This is a genomic window from Mesorhizobium sp. B2-4-6 (assembly GCF_006442775.1).
In the GTDB taxonomy this organism is placed as follows: Bacteria; Pseudomonadota; Alphaproteobacteria; order Rhizobiales; family Rhizobiaceae; genus Mesorhizobium.
Genome location: NZ_VFVI01000007.1, coordinates 95,481 through 111,777, shown reverse-complemented (window position 1 = coordinate 111,777; position 16,297 = coordinate 95,481). Strand labels below are relative to the sequence as shown.

Here is a 16,297-nt window from a genome sequence, read left to right as displayed (position 1 = left end):
CCAACGTTCAGAGGTCGGCTTGGTCAGCGCGAGCAAATCGCAGGTTCGCGCTGCCCCTCATCCGCCCTTCGGGCTCCTTCTCCCCGTGAACGGGAGAAGAAAAGATCAGGGCCTGCGAAACCCCGTCGGGCCGCCATAGAGGTAGCCGATGCGATCGACCGCCGCTTTCAGCCCCTCGCGCGAGACCAGCATGGTGTGGCCGTTGGCGTGGATCATGTCCTTTTCGTCGGTCATGATCGCGACGTGGCCTTTCCAGAAGACGAGGTCGCCGCGTTGAAGTCCGGCAAAGTCCGGACCCGGCTCGAACGGCGTGCCGATGCTCGCCGCCTGCATGTCGGAATCGCGCAGCACATTCTCGCCGGTCATGCGCATTGCCAACTGCACAAGCCCGGAACAGTCGATGCCGAAGCCGGAGACGCCACCCCAAAGATAAGGGGTCCCCAGGAAGGTTTCTGCGACGGTGACGTAGTCCTCGGCCCGCTCGGCGATCGGCCGCAGATGGCCGGCGATGATCGCCTGGCCTGATGGCAGCAGCGCATAGTGCGTGCCGCGCGTTTCGGCCGAGCCGGTCACTGTCACGGTCGAACTCATCGACAGCTGTCCGCTGATCGGAAAGCGCAGATCCGGTCCCGGATAGAGGAAAGTGCGCGGCACGGAGACGACGTGCGTCGGCGCATGTTCACGCGCGCCAAGAAGATTATCGGCCACATAGCCGACATAGCCGTCGCGTTCGGCCTGCACCCAAGCCCAGCCTTCGGCATCCTCGAACACCAGCACGTCGTCGCCGAACAGCGCCTGTGTGTTCACGCCGGCATCGGGGCGCGGCGCCTTGCGCAGATCGGCGACCGGCACCGTGACCCGCGCCGGGCGGCCGGTGACGAAGCGGTCGGCGGCGACCTCGCCCTTCAGCCTCGCATCGGCAAGGTCGGAGCGGAAGACATGAAGGCGGGCATCCCTGGCGGTCAAATCGATAAATCCAGTGGTCGGCAGTGAGGTCAGATGGGCAGTTCGTGCGCCCTGGCGACGATACCATCGCCGAAGCGCTCTACAAAGAGCGCGCCTTCCACCGTGCGCCGGATCAGCACGTTGCGCTTGTCGAGTTCATCGCGATGGCGCGAGACCAGCTTCAGCGCTCCCATCGTATCCAGGGCGCGGGTGATGACCGGCTTGGTGACGTGGAGCTTGGCGGCCAGCCCGCGCACCGTATGGGGCGGCGGATCGAGGTAGATGGTGAACAGGATCGCCGTCTGGCGCATGGTGAGATCCGGCACGCCGTCGCGCACCTGGACCAGCATCACCTGCTGCCACAGTCGCAAGGCCTGGCTCGGGCGCATCGAGATCGACATCGCCCAAGCATGCCGGCAAATTGTTTCGGTTCCGTTTCAGTGACGGCGTTTTGCCGCTTACGCTCCAAAACGCCCGGCGATGACCCGCTCCAGCGCGCGAATCCCTTGCGCCTCGCCGCCGGTCAGGCCGTAGGGGCGGTCGGCCGGGTTCCAGGCGAAGATGTCGAAATGCGCCCAACTGTGGGTCTTCTCGACGAAGCGCTTGAGGAAAAGGGCCGCGGTGATCGATCCGGCAAAACCGTCCGTCGTCACATTGTTGATGTCGGCGATCCTCGAGGAAAGCTTTGCATCGTAGGGGCGCCACAAAGGCATGCGCCACAGCGGATCCTCGACCGCGACCGATGCCTGGGCCAGATCGGCGGCAAGCGTCTCGTCAACGGTGTAGAAAGGCGGCAAATCAGGCCCCAGAGCGACGCGGGCGGCACCGGTCAGCGTCGCCATGTCGATCAGCAACGCGGGCTCCTCCTCATCGGCCAGCGCCAGCGCGTCGGCCAGGATCAGCCTGCCTTCGGCGTCCGTGTTGCCGATCTCGACCGTGATGCCCTTGCGGCTGCGCAACACGTCGCCGGGCCGGAAGGCATTGCCGGCGATCGAATTCTCGACGGCGGGGATCAGCACGCGCAGCCGGACATTGAGTTTCGCCGCCATGATCATGGAGGCGAGGCCCAGCACGTTGGCGGCGCCGCCCATGTCCTTCTTCATCAGAAGCATGCCCGACGACGGCTTGATGTCGAGGCCGCCGGTATCGAAGCAGACGCCCTTGCCGACCAGCGTCACCTTCGGCGCGTCGCCCGGCCCCCAGCTCATGTCGATCAGCCGCGGCGCGCCGGTCGAGGCCCGGCCCACGGCGTGGATCATCGGGAAGTTCCGCGCCAGGAGATCGTCGCCATGGATCACCGCGATATCGGCGCCATGGGCGCCCGCCAGCTTTCGGGCGGCTTCTTCCAGCTCGACCGGACCGAGGTCGCTGGTCGGCGTGTTGACGAGGTCGCGCGCCAGGAACACGCTGTCGGCGACGCGGCGGACATGCGCGGCGTCGACGCCCTCGGGAAGCGCGAAGCGCAGAGCCTTGCCGGGCTTCTTGCCGTAGCGTGTAAAGACATAGCCGCCCAGGACAAGCGCGAGCGCCGCGAGTTCAGGCTGCGCCGGGTCCGACGCGAAATGCCAGTCGCCTTCCGGCAGCGCCCTTGCGAGCGCGCCGAGGGCAAGGGCGCTGTCGCCGTCGCCGATACCGAACAGCGCGCCGGCAAGGCCGCCGCCCTCGCCCGGCAGGGCCAGCGTGCGCCCTGCCTCGCCGGAAAAACCGTTGGCCTTCGCCCACGCGATAGCGGGCGGCGGCAACGCCGAGGCTTCAAGGGCGTCCTTTGCCACCAGATAGACAGGCAAGGCGGCTTCCGGCTTCTGCTCGACGAGTTCGACAGGCATGCAATGATCTCCGGCCGAACTGCTGAGTCGGCGCTTCTTAACGGTCCGTTAGGGTTAACAGAATATTTCTGCGGGAGGGAAGACGGCCAGCCAATGGCCGCACAGGAATGGAGACCGGGCGCCGATGCCTACCAAAGCGTTGAACCTTACAGCCAAGCGTCTGATCACCACGGCTTTCATGGCGGCGCTGGCGGCCAGCGTGGCCGGTTGCGGCAGCACCAGCAAGTTCACCACGGGTTCCATCTCCCGGTCCGACAGCAGGCCGCTGGAAACGATGTCGTCCAGCGAATTGCGTACCGCCACGTCCAGGCTCGGCCAATCCTACGCCCGCAGTCCGAACGACAAGCGCATCGCGATGAACTTCGCGGCGGCGCTGCAGATGGACGGCGACGCCGACCAGTCGCTGGCGGTGATGCGCAAGCTGGCGATCGCCTATCCCAAGGATCGCGAGGTGCTTGCGGCCTATGGCAAGGCGCTTGCCGCCAACGGCCAGTTCGAGCCGGCCCTCGATGCCGTGCGGCGCGCGCAGACGCCCGAATATCCGGACTGGAAGCTGGTCTCGGCGGAAGCCGCCATCCTTGACCAGATGGGACAGAAGGATGAAGCGCGGCAGGACTATCGCAAGGCGCTGGAACTGAAGCCGAACGAGCCCTCGGTGCTGTCCAATCTCGGCATGTCCTATGTGCTCGAAGGCGACCTGCGCACGGCGGAAACCTATATGCGCTCGGCCGCGCAGCAGCCCGGCGCCGACAGCAGGGTGCGGCAGAACCTCGCGCTGGTCGTCGGACTGCAGGGCCGCTTCGACGAGGCCGAGAAGATCGCCTCGCAGGAACTGTCGCCCGAACAGGCGCAGGCCAACGTCGCCTATCTGCGCCAGATGCTCGCCCAGCAGAATGCCTGGAGCCAGCTGAAGGATCAGGACAAGGACAAGGCGAAAGTCGCCACGAACTGACGGACGCTGCCAAGCGCCGACCGCTTCGACAAAAAAAGCCGCGCGGGGTCCGCGCGGCTTTTTTCATTGATGCGAACGGCCCGCCTACTGGCTGGAGGAGCTGTGCTGGTCGCCGAAGATGCCGCGCTGGCTGACCTGGATGCCGGCCGGACCCAGGATGATGGCGAACAGAACCGGCAGGAAGAACAGGATCATCGGCACGGTGAGCTTTGGCGGAAGTGCGGCGGCCTTCTTCTCGGCGGCGTTCATGCGCATGTCGCGGCTTTCCGAGGCGAGCACGCGCAGCGCGTGCGCCACCGGCGTGCCGTAGCGTTCGGCCTGGACCAGGGCCTGCGACACCGACTTCACCGATTCCAGGCCGGTGCGGCTTGCCAGGTTTTCATAGGCGATCTTGCGATCCTGCAGATAGGACAGCTCTGCATTGGTGAGCACGAATTCCTCGGCAAGCGCCACCGACTGCGTGCCGATTTCGTCGGCAACCCTGCGCAAGGCCGCTTCCACCGACATGCCGGATTCCACGCAGATCAGCATCAGGTCGAGCGCGTCCGGCCAGGCCAGCTGGATCGACTGCTTGCGCTTGGTCGCGCGGTTGTTGACGTAGAGGATCGGCGTGTAGAAGCCGCCATAGGCGACAACGACACAGACGAACAGCTTGATGAAAGCCGGTTGCTGCGGCAGGCCGCCGAGCACGAACAGATAGATGGCCGCCAAGGCAAAACCGACGAATGGCAGGACCAGGCGAAAGAAGAGAAAACGCGTCAGCGGGTTCTGGCCGCGGAAGCCCGCGACCTTCAGCTTCTGGATCGTGCTTTCATCGGCAAGCGCGCGCCTCAGATCCAGGCGGTCGACGATGTTGCGCATGCCGATGGACTGTTCCTCGCGCAGGCCCTTGCGGCGGCGGTCGGCCTCGTTGGCCAGTCGCGTACGCTGCTCGGCGCGCAATTTGTCGCGTTCGAGCGCCACGCTCTTCATGCGCGACTTTAGCGACGTGCCGCCGAACGCCGGCATGAGCGTGAAGACGGTCGCGAACACGGCAATGCCGACCAGCATCGCGATCAGGAAGGAAGGGTCGGTGAGTGTTTTGACGACCTGCTCTGTCACTGGATCCGCGCCCCTAGACTTCGAAGTTCATCATCTTGCGCATCACCAGGATGCCGATCGACATCCACACACCCGAGCAGCCGAGGATCAGGTTGCCGACGTTGGTGGTGAACAGCGGCATGATGTAGTTCGGGCTCGACAGATAGACGAGGAAGGCGACGACGAAGGGCAAGGCGCCGATGATGACGGCCGATGCCTTGGCTTCCATCGACAGCGCCTGGACCTTGGCCTTCATCTTCTTGCGGTCGCGCAGGACGCGCGAAAGATTGCCCAGCGCCTCGGACAGATTGCCGCCGGCCTGCGACTGGATCTGGATGACGATGCCGAAGAAGCCGGCCTCGCTGCATGGCATGGTCTCGGACATGCGCATGGCGGCGTCGGGCACCGACATGCCCATCTGCTGGGAATCGACGATGCGGCGGAATTCGGACCGGACCGGTTCGGGCGATTCGTTGGCGATCAGGCGGATCGCATCGTTGAGCGGCAGGCCGGACTTGACCGCGCGCACGATGATGTCGAGTGCGTTCGGAAATTCTTCCAGGAAGGCCTTGACGCGACGTGTGCGGCGAAACGACACGAACCAGCGCGGCAGGCCGAGGCCGCCCACCAGCAGGGCACCGGGCAGAGCCCATAGAGGCGCGCCGAGGAAAAAGAGAACGGCCGTCAGGATGATCCCGCAGACAGCGGAATAGATATAGAAACGCTCGATCGGAACCTGCATGCCGGCTTGGCGGATCTGAGCCTTCAGCGGCGGTTTCTTGACGTTGCGATCGTTGGTCTTCTGTTTCTCGTCGAGCTGCTTCAGCGAGTCCTGGACGTTTTTTCGCCGCTTGACCGCTTCCGCTGCGCGGTCGCGCGTCGCTTTCACCACCGACCGGTCGGTTTCGGCTGTCTTGACGGTCTGAAGCCGCTTGCCGGCCTGCTTCTCGTTGTCGATGCGCGTGAACAGAAAAGCATAGGCCACCGCGCCGGCGCTGAAGCCGGCAAGCGCGATGAAAGCCAGTACGGTGGTGTCAATTCCGAACATCGACCTGGATCCCCAGGGCATTTCGCCGTTTCAAAGAAACGGCGAACCGACCTATCTCTTTGTTTAGACGCAATTCCGGGCGGAAAACCGCTTCACACTTTTCCTGGAATTGCTTCAGACCTCCAGCTGCATCAGTCAGCGCGTTTCTCCATCGCCTCGAGCGCGTTGGCGAGGCGCTGTTCCTCGCCATAGTAACGGGCGCGGTCCCAGAAATGCGGACGGCCGATGCCTGTCGACACATGCTCGCCGACCAGCCGGCCGCCGGCGTCTTCACCCTTGATGTTGTAGAGCACAAGATCCTGGGTGATGATGACGTCGCCTTCCATGCCGACCACCTCGGTGATGTGGGTGATGCGGCGCGAGCCGTCGCGCAGGCGGGCCGCCTGGATGATCACGTCGATCGAGCCGACGATGATCTCGCGCACCGTGCGCTGCGGCAGTGAATAACCGCCCATGGCGATCATCGATTCCATACGGTTGAGGCATTCGCGCGGGCTGTTCGAGTGGATCGTTCCCATCGAGCCGTCGTGACCGGTGTTCATCGCCTGCAGCAGGTCGAACACTTCCGGTCCGCGCACCTCGCCGACGATGATCCGCTCCGGCCGCATGCGCAGGCAGTTCTTGACCAGATCGCGCATGGTCACCTCGCCCTCGCCCTCGAGATTGGGCGGCCGGGTTTCGAGACGGACCACATGCGGCTGCTGCAGCTGCAGTTCCGCCGAATCCTCGCAGGTGATGACACGCTCCTCGCGGTCGATATAGTTGGTCAGGCAGTTGAGCAGCGTTGTCTTGCCGGAGCCTGTGCCGCCCGAGATGACGATGTTGCAGCGGACACGCCCGATAATCTTGAGAACCTCCGCGCCTTGCGGCGAGATGGCGCCGAACTTGACCAACTGGTCCAGCGTCAGCTTGTCCTTCTTGAATTTGCGGATGGTGAGCGCAGTGCCGTCGATCGAGAGCGGCGGCGCGATGACGTTGACGCGCGAGCCGTCGGGAAGGCGCGCGTCGCAGATCGGGCTCGATTCATCGACCCGGCGGCCGACCTGGCTGACGATGCGCTGGCAGATGTTGAGCAGCTGCTGGTTGTCGCGGAAGCGGACGCCGGTCTGCTCGACCCTGCCGTTGACTTCGATGTAGACGTTCTTGGAGCCGTTGACCATGATGTCGGCTATGTCGTCGCGGGCAAGCAGCGGCTCCAGCGGTCCATAGCCCAGAACGTCGTTGCAGATGTCCTCAAGCAGCTCTTCCTGCTCGGAAATCGACATTGCGAAGTTCTTGATCGCGATGATGTCGTTGACGATGTCGCGGATTTCCTCGCGTGCGCTCTCGGGATCGAGCTTGGCGAGCTGCGACAGGTCGATCGTGTCGATGAGCGCGGAGAAAACCTGGCTCTTGGTGTCGTAATAGGTTTCCGAGCGCTCGCGCTGGACTTTTCTTGGCGGCTCCAGCGCCATAGGCGGCGGCTCGACGGGACGGCGCGCCGGCGCGGCGGAGGGCGGGCTGGAGGTCGGCGCAGCCGGCCGCTCGGCCGTCATCGTCCCCGCCGAAGCGGGCGCGGCGGAAGCAGCTGCAGGCGGACGGAATTCGGGCGTTGCCCGGCTGCCGTCGTCTTTGCCTCTTTTACCAAACATGATCGACTACCCGATGCCGCTCAATCAGCGTCACTTCTTGTTGCGCGAGAGCTTGCCGAGGATCGAGCCCAGGCCTGCCTTCTTCTTTGCCTTGATTTCGCTGCGCCCGGTCAGCACATGCGCTATTTCATTGATGGTGGTGACGACCGGGCTCTTTGCATCCATCTCGCTGAGCATACGGCCGTTGTTGGCGGCATTGCCGAACAGCAGCGGTTCGAAGTTGATCACGGCCATCGGCGTGATGCCGAGCGGTTCGGCGAAATCGGACGCCGCGATCTCGGGCCGTTTCGGTACCCCCGCCTGGTTGATGATCAGCTTCGGCGGCGGATCGTTCGGACGCAGCCGCTTCAGCATGTCAACCATGTTCTTGGTGTTGCGCAGATTTGCGAGCTCGGGCGTGGCCGTGATGACGATCTCGTCCGCCTTGATCAGCGTGCTCTTCGTCCACCCGCTCCAGACGTGAGGGACATCGAGGACCAGCAGAGGCGCGCTGCGCTGCGCTGTCTCTATGATCTGGGAGAAGGCCTCTGAATCGAAATCGTAGACGCGCTCGAGCGTGGAGGGAGCCGCGAGCAGCGACAGATGCTCGGCGCATTGCGCAAGCAGACGGTCGAGATAGACCTCGTCGACCCGCTCGGGCGAAAACACCGCCTCGGCGATGCCTTGCGCCGGATCCTGATCGAAATTGATGTTGGCGGTGCCGAAGGCGAGATCGAGATCGGCAATGACGACTTCGGACTTGAACAGCGAAGACATGGCCCAGGCGACATTGTGAGCGATGGTCGACGAGCCGACGCCGCCCTTGGCGCCGATGAACGCGATCGACCGGCCGATCGGCTCCGATTCCGGATCGACGAAGATCGACGACACGACGCTGACGATGTCGGTCATCGAGACCGGCGCGATGACATATTCGGAAATGCCGGACCGGATAAGCTCGCGATAGAGCCCGACATCATTGTAGTGGCCGATGACCACGACCTTGGAGGACGGATCGCAATATTCCGCGAGCTGGCCGAGTTGTTCGAGCAACTGCTGCGGTTCGCTGCGCGATTCCAGCAGGATGAGGTTCGGTGTCGGCGCGGACTGGTAGAACTCGATCGCGGTCGGGATGCCGCCCATATGGACCTTGAGATGAGCCTTGGCCATCCGGCGATCCTCGCCGGCGCGCTCGACGGGATTGGCGACCCCCTCGGTCTCGCAGAAAGCCTGGATCGAAATGCGCGGCACGGGACGCAGCGCCTGCATGGCGGCGATGTCCTGCTGCGAAAGGTCGCCGGTTTCCGCGGGCGTGTCGTAGGCAAGATTGCTCATCGTCATGCTCTTTCCGAGACTGTTTTCTTCGTCGTCCGGGCGCGACTCAGTAGGTTACTTCCGAATTGCCGAGGAACTCGTCCGAGATGCCCCTCTCGCGGTATTTGTCGATCACCGCGCCGCGATTTTCAGCGTCGATGTCGGACTGCTTGCGCGGCCCGATCAGATCGTTGGGGTTGGCCACCTGGGCCGCGAGGTTGTTCTGATAGGAGCAGCCGAAGTCGGCATAGTGCTTGTTCTCCGACGTCTCCAGAATGTCGTCGGGCCAACGCCCGCATTTGTCGGTCTGGGCCCGCACCGCGACGAAGGCGACGCGCACCGGGGCGGACGCCTCGGGCACTGCCGACTGATAGGACGTCATGACGATGCGGTTGCGCTTGACGCCTGCCGCCATGGCGAGCCTGGCAAAATCGCGGCCGGCCGATCGGGCGGCGACCTCGTTGGCCGACCCGGCCGGCATTGCGATCGTCAGCGCCGGCGCGGCGCTCTTGTCGTAGCCGCCGAGAAAGCCGAGCAGCGTATCGCGCTGCGCGCCGGTCATGCCGCGATCGCCGGCGCCGACCGGCAGGTCGATCTTCTGGTTCTTCTCTGCGATGACGATCGGATGGGTCGTGCGATAATCGTCCGGTATCGACCCGACCGTAACGCTGTCGCGGTGCCAGTTGGCGCAGCCGGTGAGCGACGCTGCAAGCATGACCGCCAGCGCCGGGACCACCTGCCGACGGATCCTTGCGATACCGGATGCTGTCCGGACCGTCATGACCTTCGATGATGACTTGGACATATCCGCATTCCCACTCATTTGTAGATGAAGCCCACGACACCGTGATAGCGGCCGGCTGGCCTGTCGGTCTGCATGGTGCCGTAGACGCGGTTGACGCGGCCGAGGAACATGCCGGCGCCGTCGCTCGCAGGATTGAAATTGTCATCCGGCTTCGCCAGATCGTTGCGTGCAACAGGCTTGACCAGGTAAGGCGTGATGATGATGACGAGCTCGCTTTCGTTGCGCACGAAATCGCGGCTGCGAAATAGAGCGCCGAGGACCGGTATCTTTGTCAGGCCGGGCATGCCGTTGAGGGCCTGGCGCACATCATCGCGAACAAGTCCGGCGATCATCATCGATCCTCCGGAAGGCAGCTCCACGGTCGTATCCGCCAAGCGCTTGCGCAGCGATATGATGTTGGTATCGCCAAATGCAACGGAGCCTTCCGTCGTCGGCTCCGACACCGCGGTTCTTACTTTCAGGCTGATACGGCCAGCCGACAGGACCACCGGTTGGAATTCCAGTCCGATGCCATAGTCGACCTTCGATGACGTCCAGGTTCTGTCGGCATTCTGATTGTCTGCCGATTTGTTGCTGGTGACGGCGGTCACTATGTTGTATTCGCCGCCGACCTTGAACGTCGCCTTCTCACCGGAGACCGCCGTTAACGTTGGTTCCGCCAGTGTCTTCATGGCACCAGACTGCTCCATGGCGTTGATGGTGCCTTGCAGGGATGAAGTGGCGAAGCTCAAGCCTGAGGTGGATAGTGGCTTGCCCAGACCCGGGAAAGTATCGCTGATCGCACCATAGCTGATGCCATTGCTGCCACCGCGGCCAACCATGTTAACGCCGAGTTGCTTCATCACCGAGCGGCTGACTTCAGCGACGGTCACCTTGAGCGTCACCTGATCGTCGCCGATGATCTGCAGGAGGTTGACGATCTTGGAGGTCCGGCGCTCCTGGTCGGGATTGTTGATATCGACGCCGCCGTTGACCGAGCCGCCGGCGGCGGTCTGCGAATATTGACCCGTCGTCGCTTCACCGCCGGACACGAAAATGGTTGCAAGGTCGACGGCGCGCTTGGAATCGAGCGGCGTGTCGACCATGCCCGTCAGGACGACGTTGTCGTTGAGAAGCTCGACCTTGATCTGCGAGGACGGGATGAAGCGCTTGAGATAGTCTTCCAGCCCTGCGACGTCGCGCTCGACTGCCAGATCCAGGCTGACGATCTGCTCGCCATTGGGGCCGAAAACGAAGATGTTGGTTTCGCCGACCGCCTTGCCGAACAGGTAGATGCGCCGCGCCGTGCGGGTCACGGCATCGGCAACCGCCGGATTGGCGACGAGGATATCGTAGGCGTCGCTCGGCAAGTCGATGACCACGGATTTGTTGAGGCCGAGCTTGACGCGCTGCGTAGCGACGGAAGCCGAGACGCCGGCGCCCGCGGCTTTGGCTTCGGCCAGTCCCGGGGCGCCGGTGCCGAGCAGGAGAAAACCGATCGCCGCGGCGGCCAGGAAGGGCAGCAGTCTACCGTTTGGCCTCATTTCCTTGCTCCCACCTCGGAAACCTCGCCGGACTTGATCAGCCGCACGGTTCCGCGTCGGCCGTTGCCGTTGACCAGATAGTCGGCTTCGTCCGTATTCTTTTCATGGATGTCGGTGATCGGGCGCAGCGCCAGCGTCAGGCGGTCCGCCATCTGCTGCGCCACGGTGATGATCTCGGCCTGCTGCGGCGTCAGCTCAAGCGTCGCGGTCTGGCCGACCCTGGTCTTCTTGCCTTCCTCATCTTCCTGGATGGTCTGGTCGATGGCCAGCACGCGGATGTTCTTGAGGATGGTCTCGGTGTTGAAGCCGCTGCCGCCGTTGCCGGTGTCGGCGCGGCGGGTCATGATGACGTCGACGAAGTCGTTGGGCAGGATGAAGCCGCCGGCGGACGTGTCGGCCGATATCGCGGTCGCGACGGCGCGCGTGCCGGAAGGCAGGATCGACGACATGAAGCTCTGCCCCTCGCCGACCAGCTTGGAGCGGCGCAACGGCTCGCCAGTATACATGGCCACGCGGGCGACCGAGCCCTTGAGCTTTTCGACCGCGTCAGGCTCGGCGGCGCGCGTGATGAAGTTGGCGTTGACGCCATCGGCCGGCCATTCTTCCCAGCTGATGTTGGTGCCGAGCTGGCTGCCCATCGACACGTCACCGGAAAGCACCAGCACATCCTGCAATGCGATCGCCGGCTGTCTGGGCGCATCGATAACGACCTGAGGCGGCGGCGCCACGACCATGTTCTTCGCCACGTAGCCCGCGCCACCCGCCGCGACCGCAGCCACGCCCAGAATAATCAATCGGGATGCTGGCATTCGTCCGAAACCCTTCGCCTCGTGGCAAACCACCTCGCCAGGCCGGACTTTGCAGCTGCAATCGTCAAAACAAGGTTAATGTAATACTTACGATCGTGATTAATTTAAGGTTTACTCAAATTGGATGGAACGGCCCGCCGTTAACAAAAAAGGCGGCTGGGCCGCCTCGGGATCGCCGACATCTATATCGCCAGAGGCCTAAGGCGCGTGGCGGAATTCAGACCGCGCGCGTCAAACCTTTGCTTGATGCACGTCGTTGTCGCTGAACCGCTGCGCACTTCTGGGCGACATGCATTCAGGTCGTGAGCCTCTCCAGCGCCCAGACCATCAGCGGCGAATCCGGGAAAGTGATCAGTCCACCCGCGCCAAGCGCGATGCCATAGGGGATGCCAACGCTCTCGTCCGCGAAATGGCGAAGAAATCGGCTGTGGCCGGTGTACATGACGAGCGGCGATTTCCGGTAAGCAAGGATTGCGAGGGTAAGCAGGCCGCCGATGAAAGCCGACGTCATCAGATAGCCGATCAGGTTGATGTTGAGGCCCATCCATAGCGCGGTCGCGGCCAGAAGCTTGGCGTCGCCGCCGCCCATGCCGCCGAGCGCAAAAAGGCCGAAGGTCGTGGCAAGTACGAGGGCGCCGGCAGCGAAGTGCCAGCCATAGGTTGCCCAGTCCATGCCGGTGAGCGGCGCGACAACCGCGAATGTCGCCACCAACAACACGGGAACACGGTTGGCGATCGTCATCGACAAGGCATCCGAGACCGCAGCGAACAGCATGCAGAAAGGAAAGACGACGAAGATCACGGCTTCAAGCATGGATGCGGCGTGCCTGTGGCATGTTTTCAGCGTCATCCTAGGCGCGCTGGATTAACGATCGATGAGGCCGGACGATCAAAATCGGCCGACTGCATGACAAAAGGGCCGCCAGTTGGCGGCCCTTTCCTTTCTGTCGAAAAGGCGCGATACGCGGCCTTGTTACGGAGCCGTGGCGCCGTTGAGGGTGGCGGCGATGTTGGCGAACTTGGCGTTCAGCGCGCCGCCGAGCTGGGTAGCGCCAACCATGATGGCGAGCGCGATGAGAGCGGCGATCAAACCGTATTCGATGGCGGTCGCGCCGGATTCGTCCTTCACGAAACGTGCAATGAGATTAGACATTCGAGAGCTCCTACTCCACGTGTTACAGCACTTCCGTCAACTTTTCTCTTGCGGTTGATCGGATGCTGCAAATCTAGGGAGAAGCCGTTTCGATCGGCTTAATAAACAGCCTTACCGATTCCTTTCCGGTGGCGGACGCGCTGTGTGGTTAACCGTGGCCTAAGCATCGCCAGCCAGCTCGGCCTCCCAGAAACCGGCGCTTGTGCAATATTCCTAAAACAGTAAGCACCACCGACGCATGACGCGCCAGGCGAGCCGATCCTTAGTCATGGCCGGGCCCGGCTTAACCGTTGGTTCACCAATCTCGTTCATGTTCCGTTGAAGAATCTGCCCGCCGGGAGCGCTTCAATGACGTTGTCGAGATCGCTGTTTCCAGTCGCCGCGCTGCTGGCAACTGCCGCCTTGGTCATGCCGGCCAGGGCCGGCGCGGGTATAGAAGTCACCATGAACCAGGCCAAGATCGTCAAATTGTCACGCGCGGCCGACACGGTCGTCATCGGCAATCCGGCGATCGCCGACGCCTCCGTGCAGGATGCCTCGACCATCGTCCTCACTGGCAAGGGCTTCGGTGTCACCAATATGGTCGTGCTCGATTCGGATGGCAGCCCGATCATCGATGAACAGGTGACCGTCGTGCGACAAGCCGCCTCCTCGGTGCGCATCTACAGACGCGCTGAAGTCCAGACCATGTCCTGCACGCCCTATTGCGAGAGCGCGTTCAAGAGCGAGGCCGAGAAGGCTTCCGAAGCCGAAATGAGCGCCGGGCACTGAGCGCTGCGAGCGCGAATCCACGGGCATTAAAGACAGCTTAAAGCTTGCCCGACGAATTTAACGATCATCCAAACTGGAACTCAATGGGTTATCGCTAACCTTGCCACCGGTACCGCAAAAGGGATCGGCAGGAACTTCAAGATGAGCAAGGATGCCACATCCGGCAACGGCATGGACGGCAAGGCGCGCGCCAGAGCCCGCCCCGGTTTCTTCAGCGACAGGCGCGGCAGCACGGCGATGGAATTCGCGATGCTGGCTATCCCGTTCGCGCTTCTCGTCTTCGCCATTCTCGAAAGCTGCATTTCGTTCGCCGGCCAGGAGGTGATGGCCAACGTCACCGACGATGTCGCCCGCCAGTTGCGGACCGGGCAGCTTCAGCAGAACAACGTCACCGAAGCCTCGATCAAGCAACTGATCTGCAATCGCCTGCAGATCATGGTTTCCAACAACTGCACCGATACCGGGCCAAATGCTCCACTGCTGGTCGATCTGCGCGAATATTCGAGCTTCGCGGACGCCGCGACGGCGGGTTTCAAGATCGTGAGCGGCGATATCGTGCTGACGCAGGGCGCGAACACGATGTCTCCTACCGTCTCGCCCGGACTGGCGGAATCCATCAACATGCTGCGGGTGTTCTACAAATGGCCGGTGATGACCGATTTCCTGGCCAAATCGATGGCAAATCTGAAGGACAGCAAAACGCTGCATTTCGCGTCCGTGACCTGGCAGAACGAACCGTTCGACGACAATTGAGACTGCTCGACAGCTAAGCCGCGGGCGTGGAGGACGATATGCATAGTGCGGGGGCACTCCGGAGGATTTTGGCGAGGATGGAGCGGTTTTGCCGCGATCGCCGCGGCGTCGCGGCGATCGAGTTCGCGTTCATCGTGCCGGTGCTCCTCATCATGTATTTCATCACGATGGAAGCCTCGCAGGCCATCGAGACCAGCAAGAAGGTCAGCCGCATCGGCAGCATGGTCGCGGACCTCGTCACCCAGCAGCAGACCGTCGTGAAGGCGAATCTCGATGCAATGATGAAGATCGGCACATCGACGCTGCAGCCTTACAACCGTTCATTGCCGACGATCATCATCACAGGCATACAGATCACGGACGAAGCATCACCGAGGGTGCAGGTTGCATGGTCGCGCAAGGTGGTGGGCACCACCTACAGCGCCGATGCGGCCGTCAACGCGACCACCACGGTGCCGGCGACGCTGATAATCCGCAACACCTTCCTGGTCCGCGTGGAGAGCGACCTCGGCTACAAGCCGATCATCACCTGGTCCGCCAGCAATTCGCAGACGCTCGGGCTGACCTCTGCCTTCAACAACATATCGATGAGCGAAACCTATTATCTACGGCCGCGCCGGAGTCCGACGATTCCCTGCAGCGACTGCTGACACGCTATTCCTGCCCTGCCGTTTCCTGCCGCACGATCGCCACGGCCATCGCATAGTCCTTCCGCGCGGCCGGCCTGAAACCGCCGGAATGCACGCCCTCCAGCAGGTCGTACACATCGGGCGTCTGAGACTTGAGATTGGTCAGGAAGACCGTCAGTCGCCGCTTTGCCTCCGGATCGAGATCGCTGCGGACGGCGTGCGGGCCATAGCGCAATAGGCCCGAGGTCCATAACACCCGAAGCGACGCCTCGGGGATGCCGGCAGCCTCCAGCCGCGCGACGGTGCCCTCGGAACGGGCGGACCGGCCATCGGCATCGGCCGGTTCCCAGCCGAACAGCGCGTCCGCTTCGCCGCCGCTCAGCATCGTTTCGGCCGCGGTGGCCGAAGCCGCACGCGCCAGGAAGGGCGAATCCCGCGCGATCTTGACGCCTTCGGCCGACAGCGCCGCCGTCGGCAGCAGCGTGCCGCCGACATTCTCGACCGGCGCGATCGCGATCCGGTGCGAAGCGATCGCCGCAAGGTCCGGAAGCCTGCCGTCGCGTGTCACCAGAACGGAACGGATGCCGACGGCGCCGTCGGCATCGACCGGCGCCACCAGCGGTTCGACGCAGCCGCAGCGTTCCGAGGCCGTGGCATAGGCAAGAGCCGAATAGACCGCATATTGCACGCGCCCGCTCGCCTGCGCCTCGATCAGCGCCACGTAGTCGCGCGCAACGACGAACTCGACCTTCATGCCGAGCGCATTGGCATAGGCGTCGGTCAGACGCGCGAGCCCGGGGACGGTGTTGCCGCCGCCCGGTTCGGCAACGACGCCGATGCGGAACGTGCCGATGTCGTCACGCCAGTCGGCGCGTGCCGGCCCGGCGGCGGCGCCGAACGCCGCGAGAGCGGCCGCGCACATTCTCACGGCCTGCCTTGCCGCGGTTCCGCCGCGCCTTGCCATACCTGCTTCGCTCCCGCCGCATCCGCGTCTCGCCGCAACTATGGCGCCAAGCAGTTGCGGTTTGGTTTCCGATTTGCCAAGGCCGCCGGGGAACCTTATGTCTGGCAGCCAGGAC

General features: G+C 63.4%; 17 protein-coding genes. 4 read left to right on the top strand and 13 right to left on the bottom strand.

What is annotated here, in order from left to right; all coding sequences use genetic code 11:
• Nucleotides 1-105: 105 nt before the first annotated feature.
• The 3 genes from FJ957_RS18770 to FJ957_RS18760 are packed head-to-tail and all read right to left on the bottom strand — an operon-like array spanning nucleotide 106 to nucleotide 2,771.
• Complete coding sequence (locus FJ957_RS18770) at nucleotides 106-966, bottom strand: NlpC/P60 family protein (protein WP_140833883.1); 861 nt, start codon at nucleotides 964-966, stop codon at nucleotides 106-108.
• 29 nt (nucleotides 967-995) lie between these two features.
• Complete coding sequence (locus FJ957_RS18765) at nucleotides 996-1,346, bottom strand: MarR family winged helix-turn-helix transcriptional regulator (protein ID WP_140833881.1); 351 nt, start codon at nucleotides 1,344-1,346, stop codon at nucleotides 996-998.
• A gap of 57 nt (nucleotides 1,347-1,403) precedes the next feature.
• The gene (locus FJ957_RS18760) at nucleotides 1,404-2,771 is read right to left on the bottom strand and encodes a leucyl aminopeptidase family protein (RefSeq protein ID WP_140833879.1); all 1,368 of its coding nucleotides are present in this window, start codon (nucleotides 2,769-2,771) and stop codon (nucleotides 1,404-1,406) included.
• 124 nt (nucleotides 2,772-2,895) lie between these two features.
• Between FJ957_RS18760 and FJ957_RS18755 the strand changes: the two genes are divergently transcribed.
• Nucleotides 2,896-3,723 carry a tetratricopeptide repeat protein gene (locus tag FJ957_RS18755; protein ID WP_140656286.1) on the top strand — a complete coding sequence of 276 codons (828 nt, stop codon included), beginning with the start codon at nucleotides 2,896-2,898 and terminating at the stop codon, nucleotides 3,721-3,723.
• An 84-nt stretch (nucleotides 3,724-3,807) separates the two neighbouring features.
• On the opposite strand, the gene FJ957_RS18750 is transcribed toward FJ957_RS18755, so the two are convergent.
• The 9 genes from FJ957_RS18750 to FJ957_RS18705 form a co-directional block, all read right to left on the bottom strand.
• Nucleotides 3,808-4,824, bottom strand: coding sequence for a type II secretion system F family protein (locus FJ957_RS18750; RefSeq protein WP_140645301.1), 1,017 nt, complete (start codon nucleotides 4,822-4,824; stop codon nucleotides 3,808-3,810).
• A 13-nt stretch (nucleotides 4,825-4,837) separates the two neighbouring features.
• Nucleotides 4,838-5,851 carry a type II secretion system F family protein gene (locus FJ957_RS18745; protein ID WP_140833877.1) on the bottom strand — a complete coding sequence of 338 codons (1,014 nt, stop codon included), beginning with the start codon at nucleotides 5,849-5,851 and terminating at the stop codon, nucleotides 4,838-4,840.
• 131 nt (nucleotides 5,852-5,982) lie between these two features.
• Complete coding sequence (locus FJ957_RS18735) at nucleotides 5,983-7,482, bottom strand: CpaF family protein (protein WP_140833874.1); 1,500 nt, start codon at nucleotides 7,480-7,482, stop codon at nucleotides 5,983-5,985.
• A gap of 30 nt (nucleotides 7,483-7,512) precedes the next feature.
• On the bottom strand, nucleotides 7,513-8,796 hold the full coding sequence (locus FJ957_RS18730; RefSeq protein WP_181175225.1) for a CpaE family protein: 1,284 nt from the start codon (nucleotides 8,794-8,796) through the stop codon (nucleotides 7,513-7,515).
• Between the two features lie 46 nt (nucleotides 8,797-8,842).
• Nucleotides 8,843-9,580, bottom strand: a complete 738-nt coding sequence (locus FJ957_RS18725; protein ID WP_140833873.1) for a CpaD family pilus assembly protein — start codon at nucleotides 9,578-9,580, stop codon at nucleotides 8,843-8,845.
• 14 nt (nucleotides 9,581-9,594) lie between these two features.
• A complete protein-coding gene (locus FJ957_RS18720; protein WP_140833871.1) occupies nucleotides 9,595-11,103 on the bottom strand; it encodes a type II and III secretion system protein family protein in 1,509 nt (502 codons plus the stop codon).
• On the bottom strand, nucleotides 11,100-11,912 hold the full coding sequence (cpaB, locus tag FJ957_RS18715) for a Flp pilus assembly protein CpaB (RefSeq protein WP_140833869.1): 813 nt from the start codon (nucleotides 11,910-11,912) through the stop codon (nucleotides 11,100-11,102). Before cpaB ends, FJ957_RS18720 begins: the two co-directional genes overlap by 4 nt.
• Nucleotides 11,913-12,207: 295 nt before the next feature.
• Nucleotides 12,208-12,726 carry a prepilin peptidase gene (locus tag FJ957_RS18710; RefSeq protein ID WP_140833867.1) on the bottom strand — a complete coding sequence of 173 codons (519 nt, stop codon included), beginning with the start codon at nucleotides 12,724-12,726 and terminating at the stop codon, nucleotides 12,208-12,210.
• 159 nt (nucleotides 12,727-12,885) lie between these two features.
• Nucleotides 12,886-13,065: a Flp family type IVb pilin gene (locus FJ957_RS18705; RefSeq protein WP_095765933.1), complete on the bottom strand. Its 180-nt coding sequence runs from the start codon at nucleotides 13,063-13,065 to the stop codon at nucleotides 12,886-12,888.
• Nucleotides 13,066-13,413: 348 nt separating this feature from the next.
• Here FJ957_RS18705 and FJ957_RS18700 point away from each other — a divergent pair, with 348 nt between their 5' ends.
• From FJ957_RS18700 to FJ957_RS18690, 3 genes are all read left to right on the top strand, one after another.
• Nucleotides 13,414-13,836: a pilus assembly protein N-terminal domain-containing protein gene (locus FJ957_RS18700; protein WP_041007433.1), complete on the top strand. Its 423-nt coding sequence runs from the start codon at nucleotides 13,414-13,416 to the stop codon at nucleotides 13,834-13,836.
• 171 nt (nucleotides 13,837-14,007) lie between these two features.
• Nucleotides 14,008-14,589 carry a TadE/TadG family type IV pilus assembly protein gene (locus FJ957_RS18695; protein WP_246685890.1) on the top strand — a complete coding sequence of 194 codons (582 nt, stop codon included), beginning with the start codon at nucleotides 14,008-14,010 and terminating at the stop codon, nucleotides 14,587-14,589.
• Nucleotides 14,590-14,666: 77 nt separating this feature from the next.
• The gene (locus FJ957_RS18690) at nucleotides 14,667-15,239 is read left to right on the top strand and encodes a TadE/TadG family type IV pilus assembly protein (RefSeq protein ID WP_246672412.1); all 573 of its coding nucleotides are present in this window, start codon (nucleotides 14,667-14,669) and stop codon (nucleotides 15,237-15,239) included.
• Between the two features lie 4 nt (nucleotides 15,240-15,243).
• Here the strand turns inward: FJ957_RS18690 and FJ957_RS18685 are convergent, their stop codons facing one another.
• Nucleotides 15,244-16,140 (bottom strand): PhnD/SsuA/transferrin family substrate-binding protein, encoded by an 897-nt coding sequence (locus FJ957_RS18685; protein WP_140833863.1) that lies wholly within the window; start codon nucleotides 16,138-16,140, stop codon nucleotides 15,244-15,246.
• Nucleotides 16,141-16,297 lie beyond the last annotated feature (157 nt).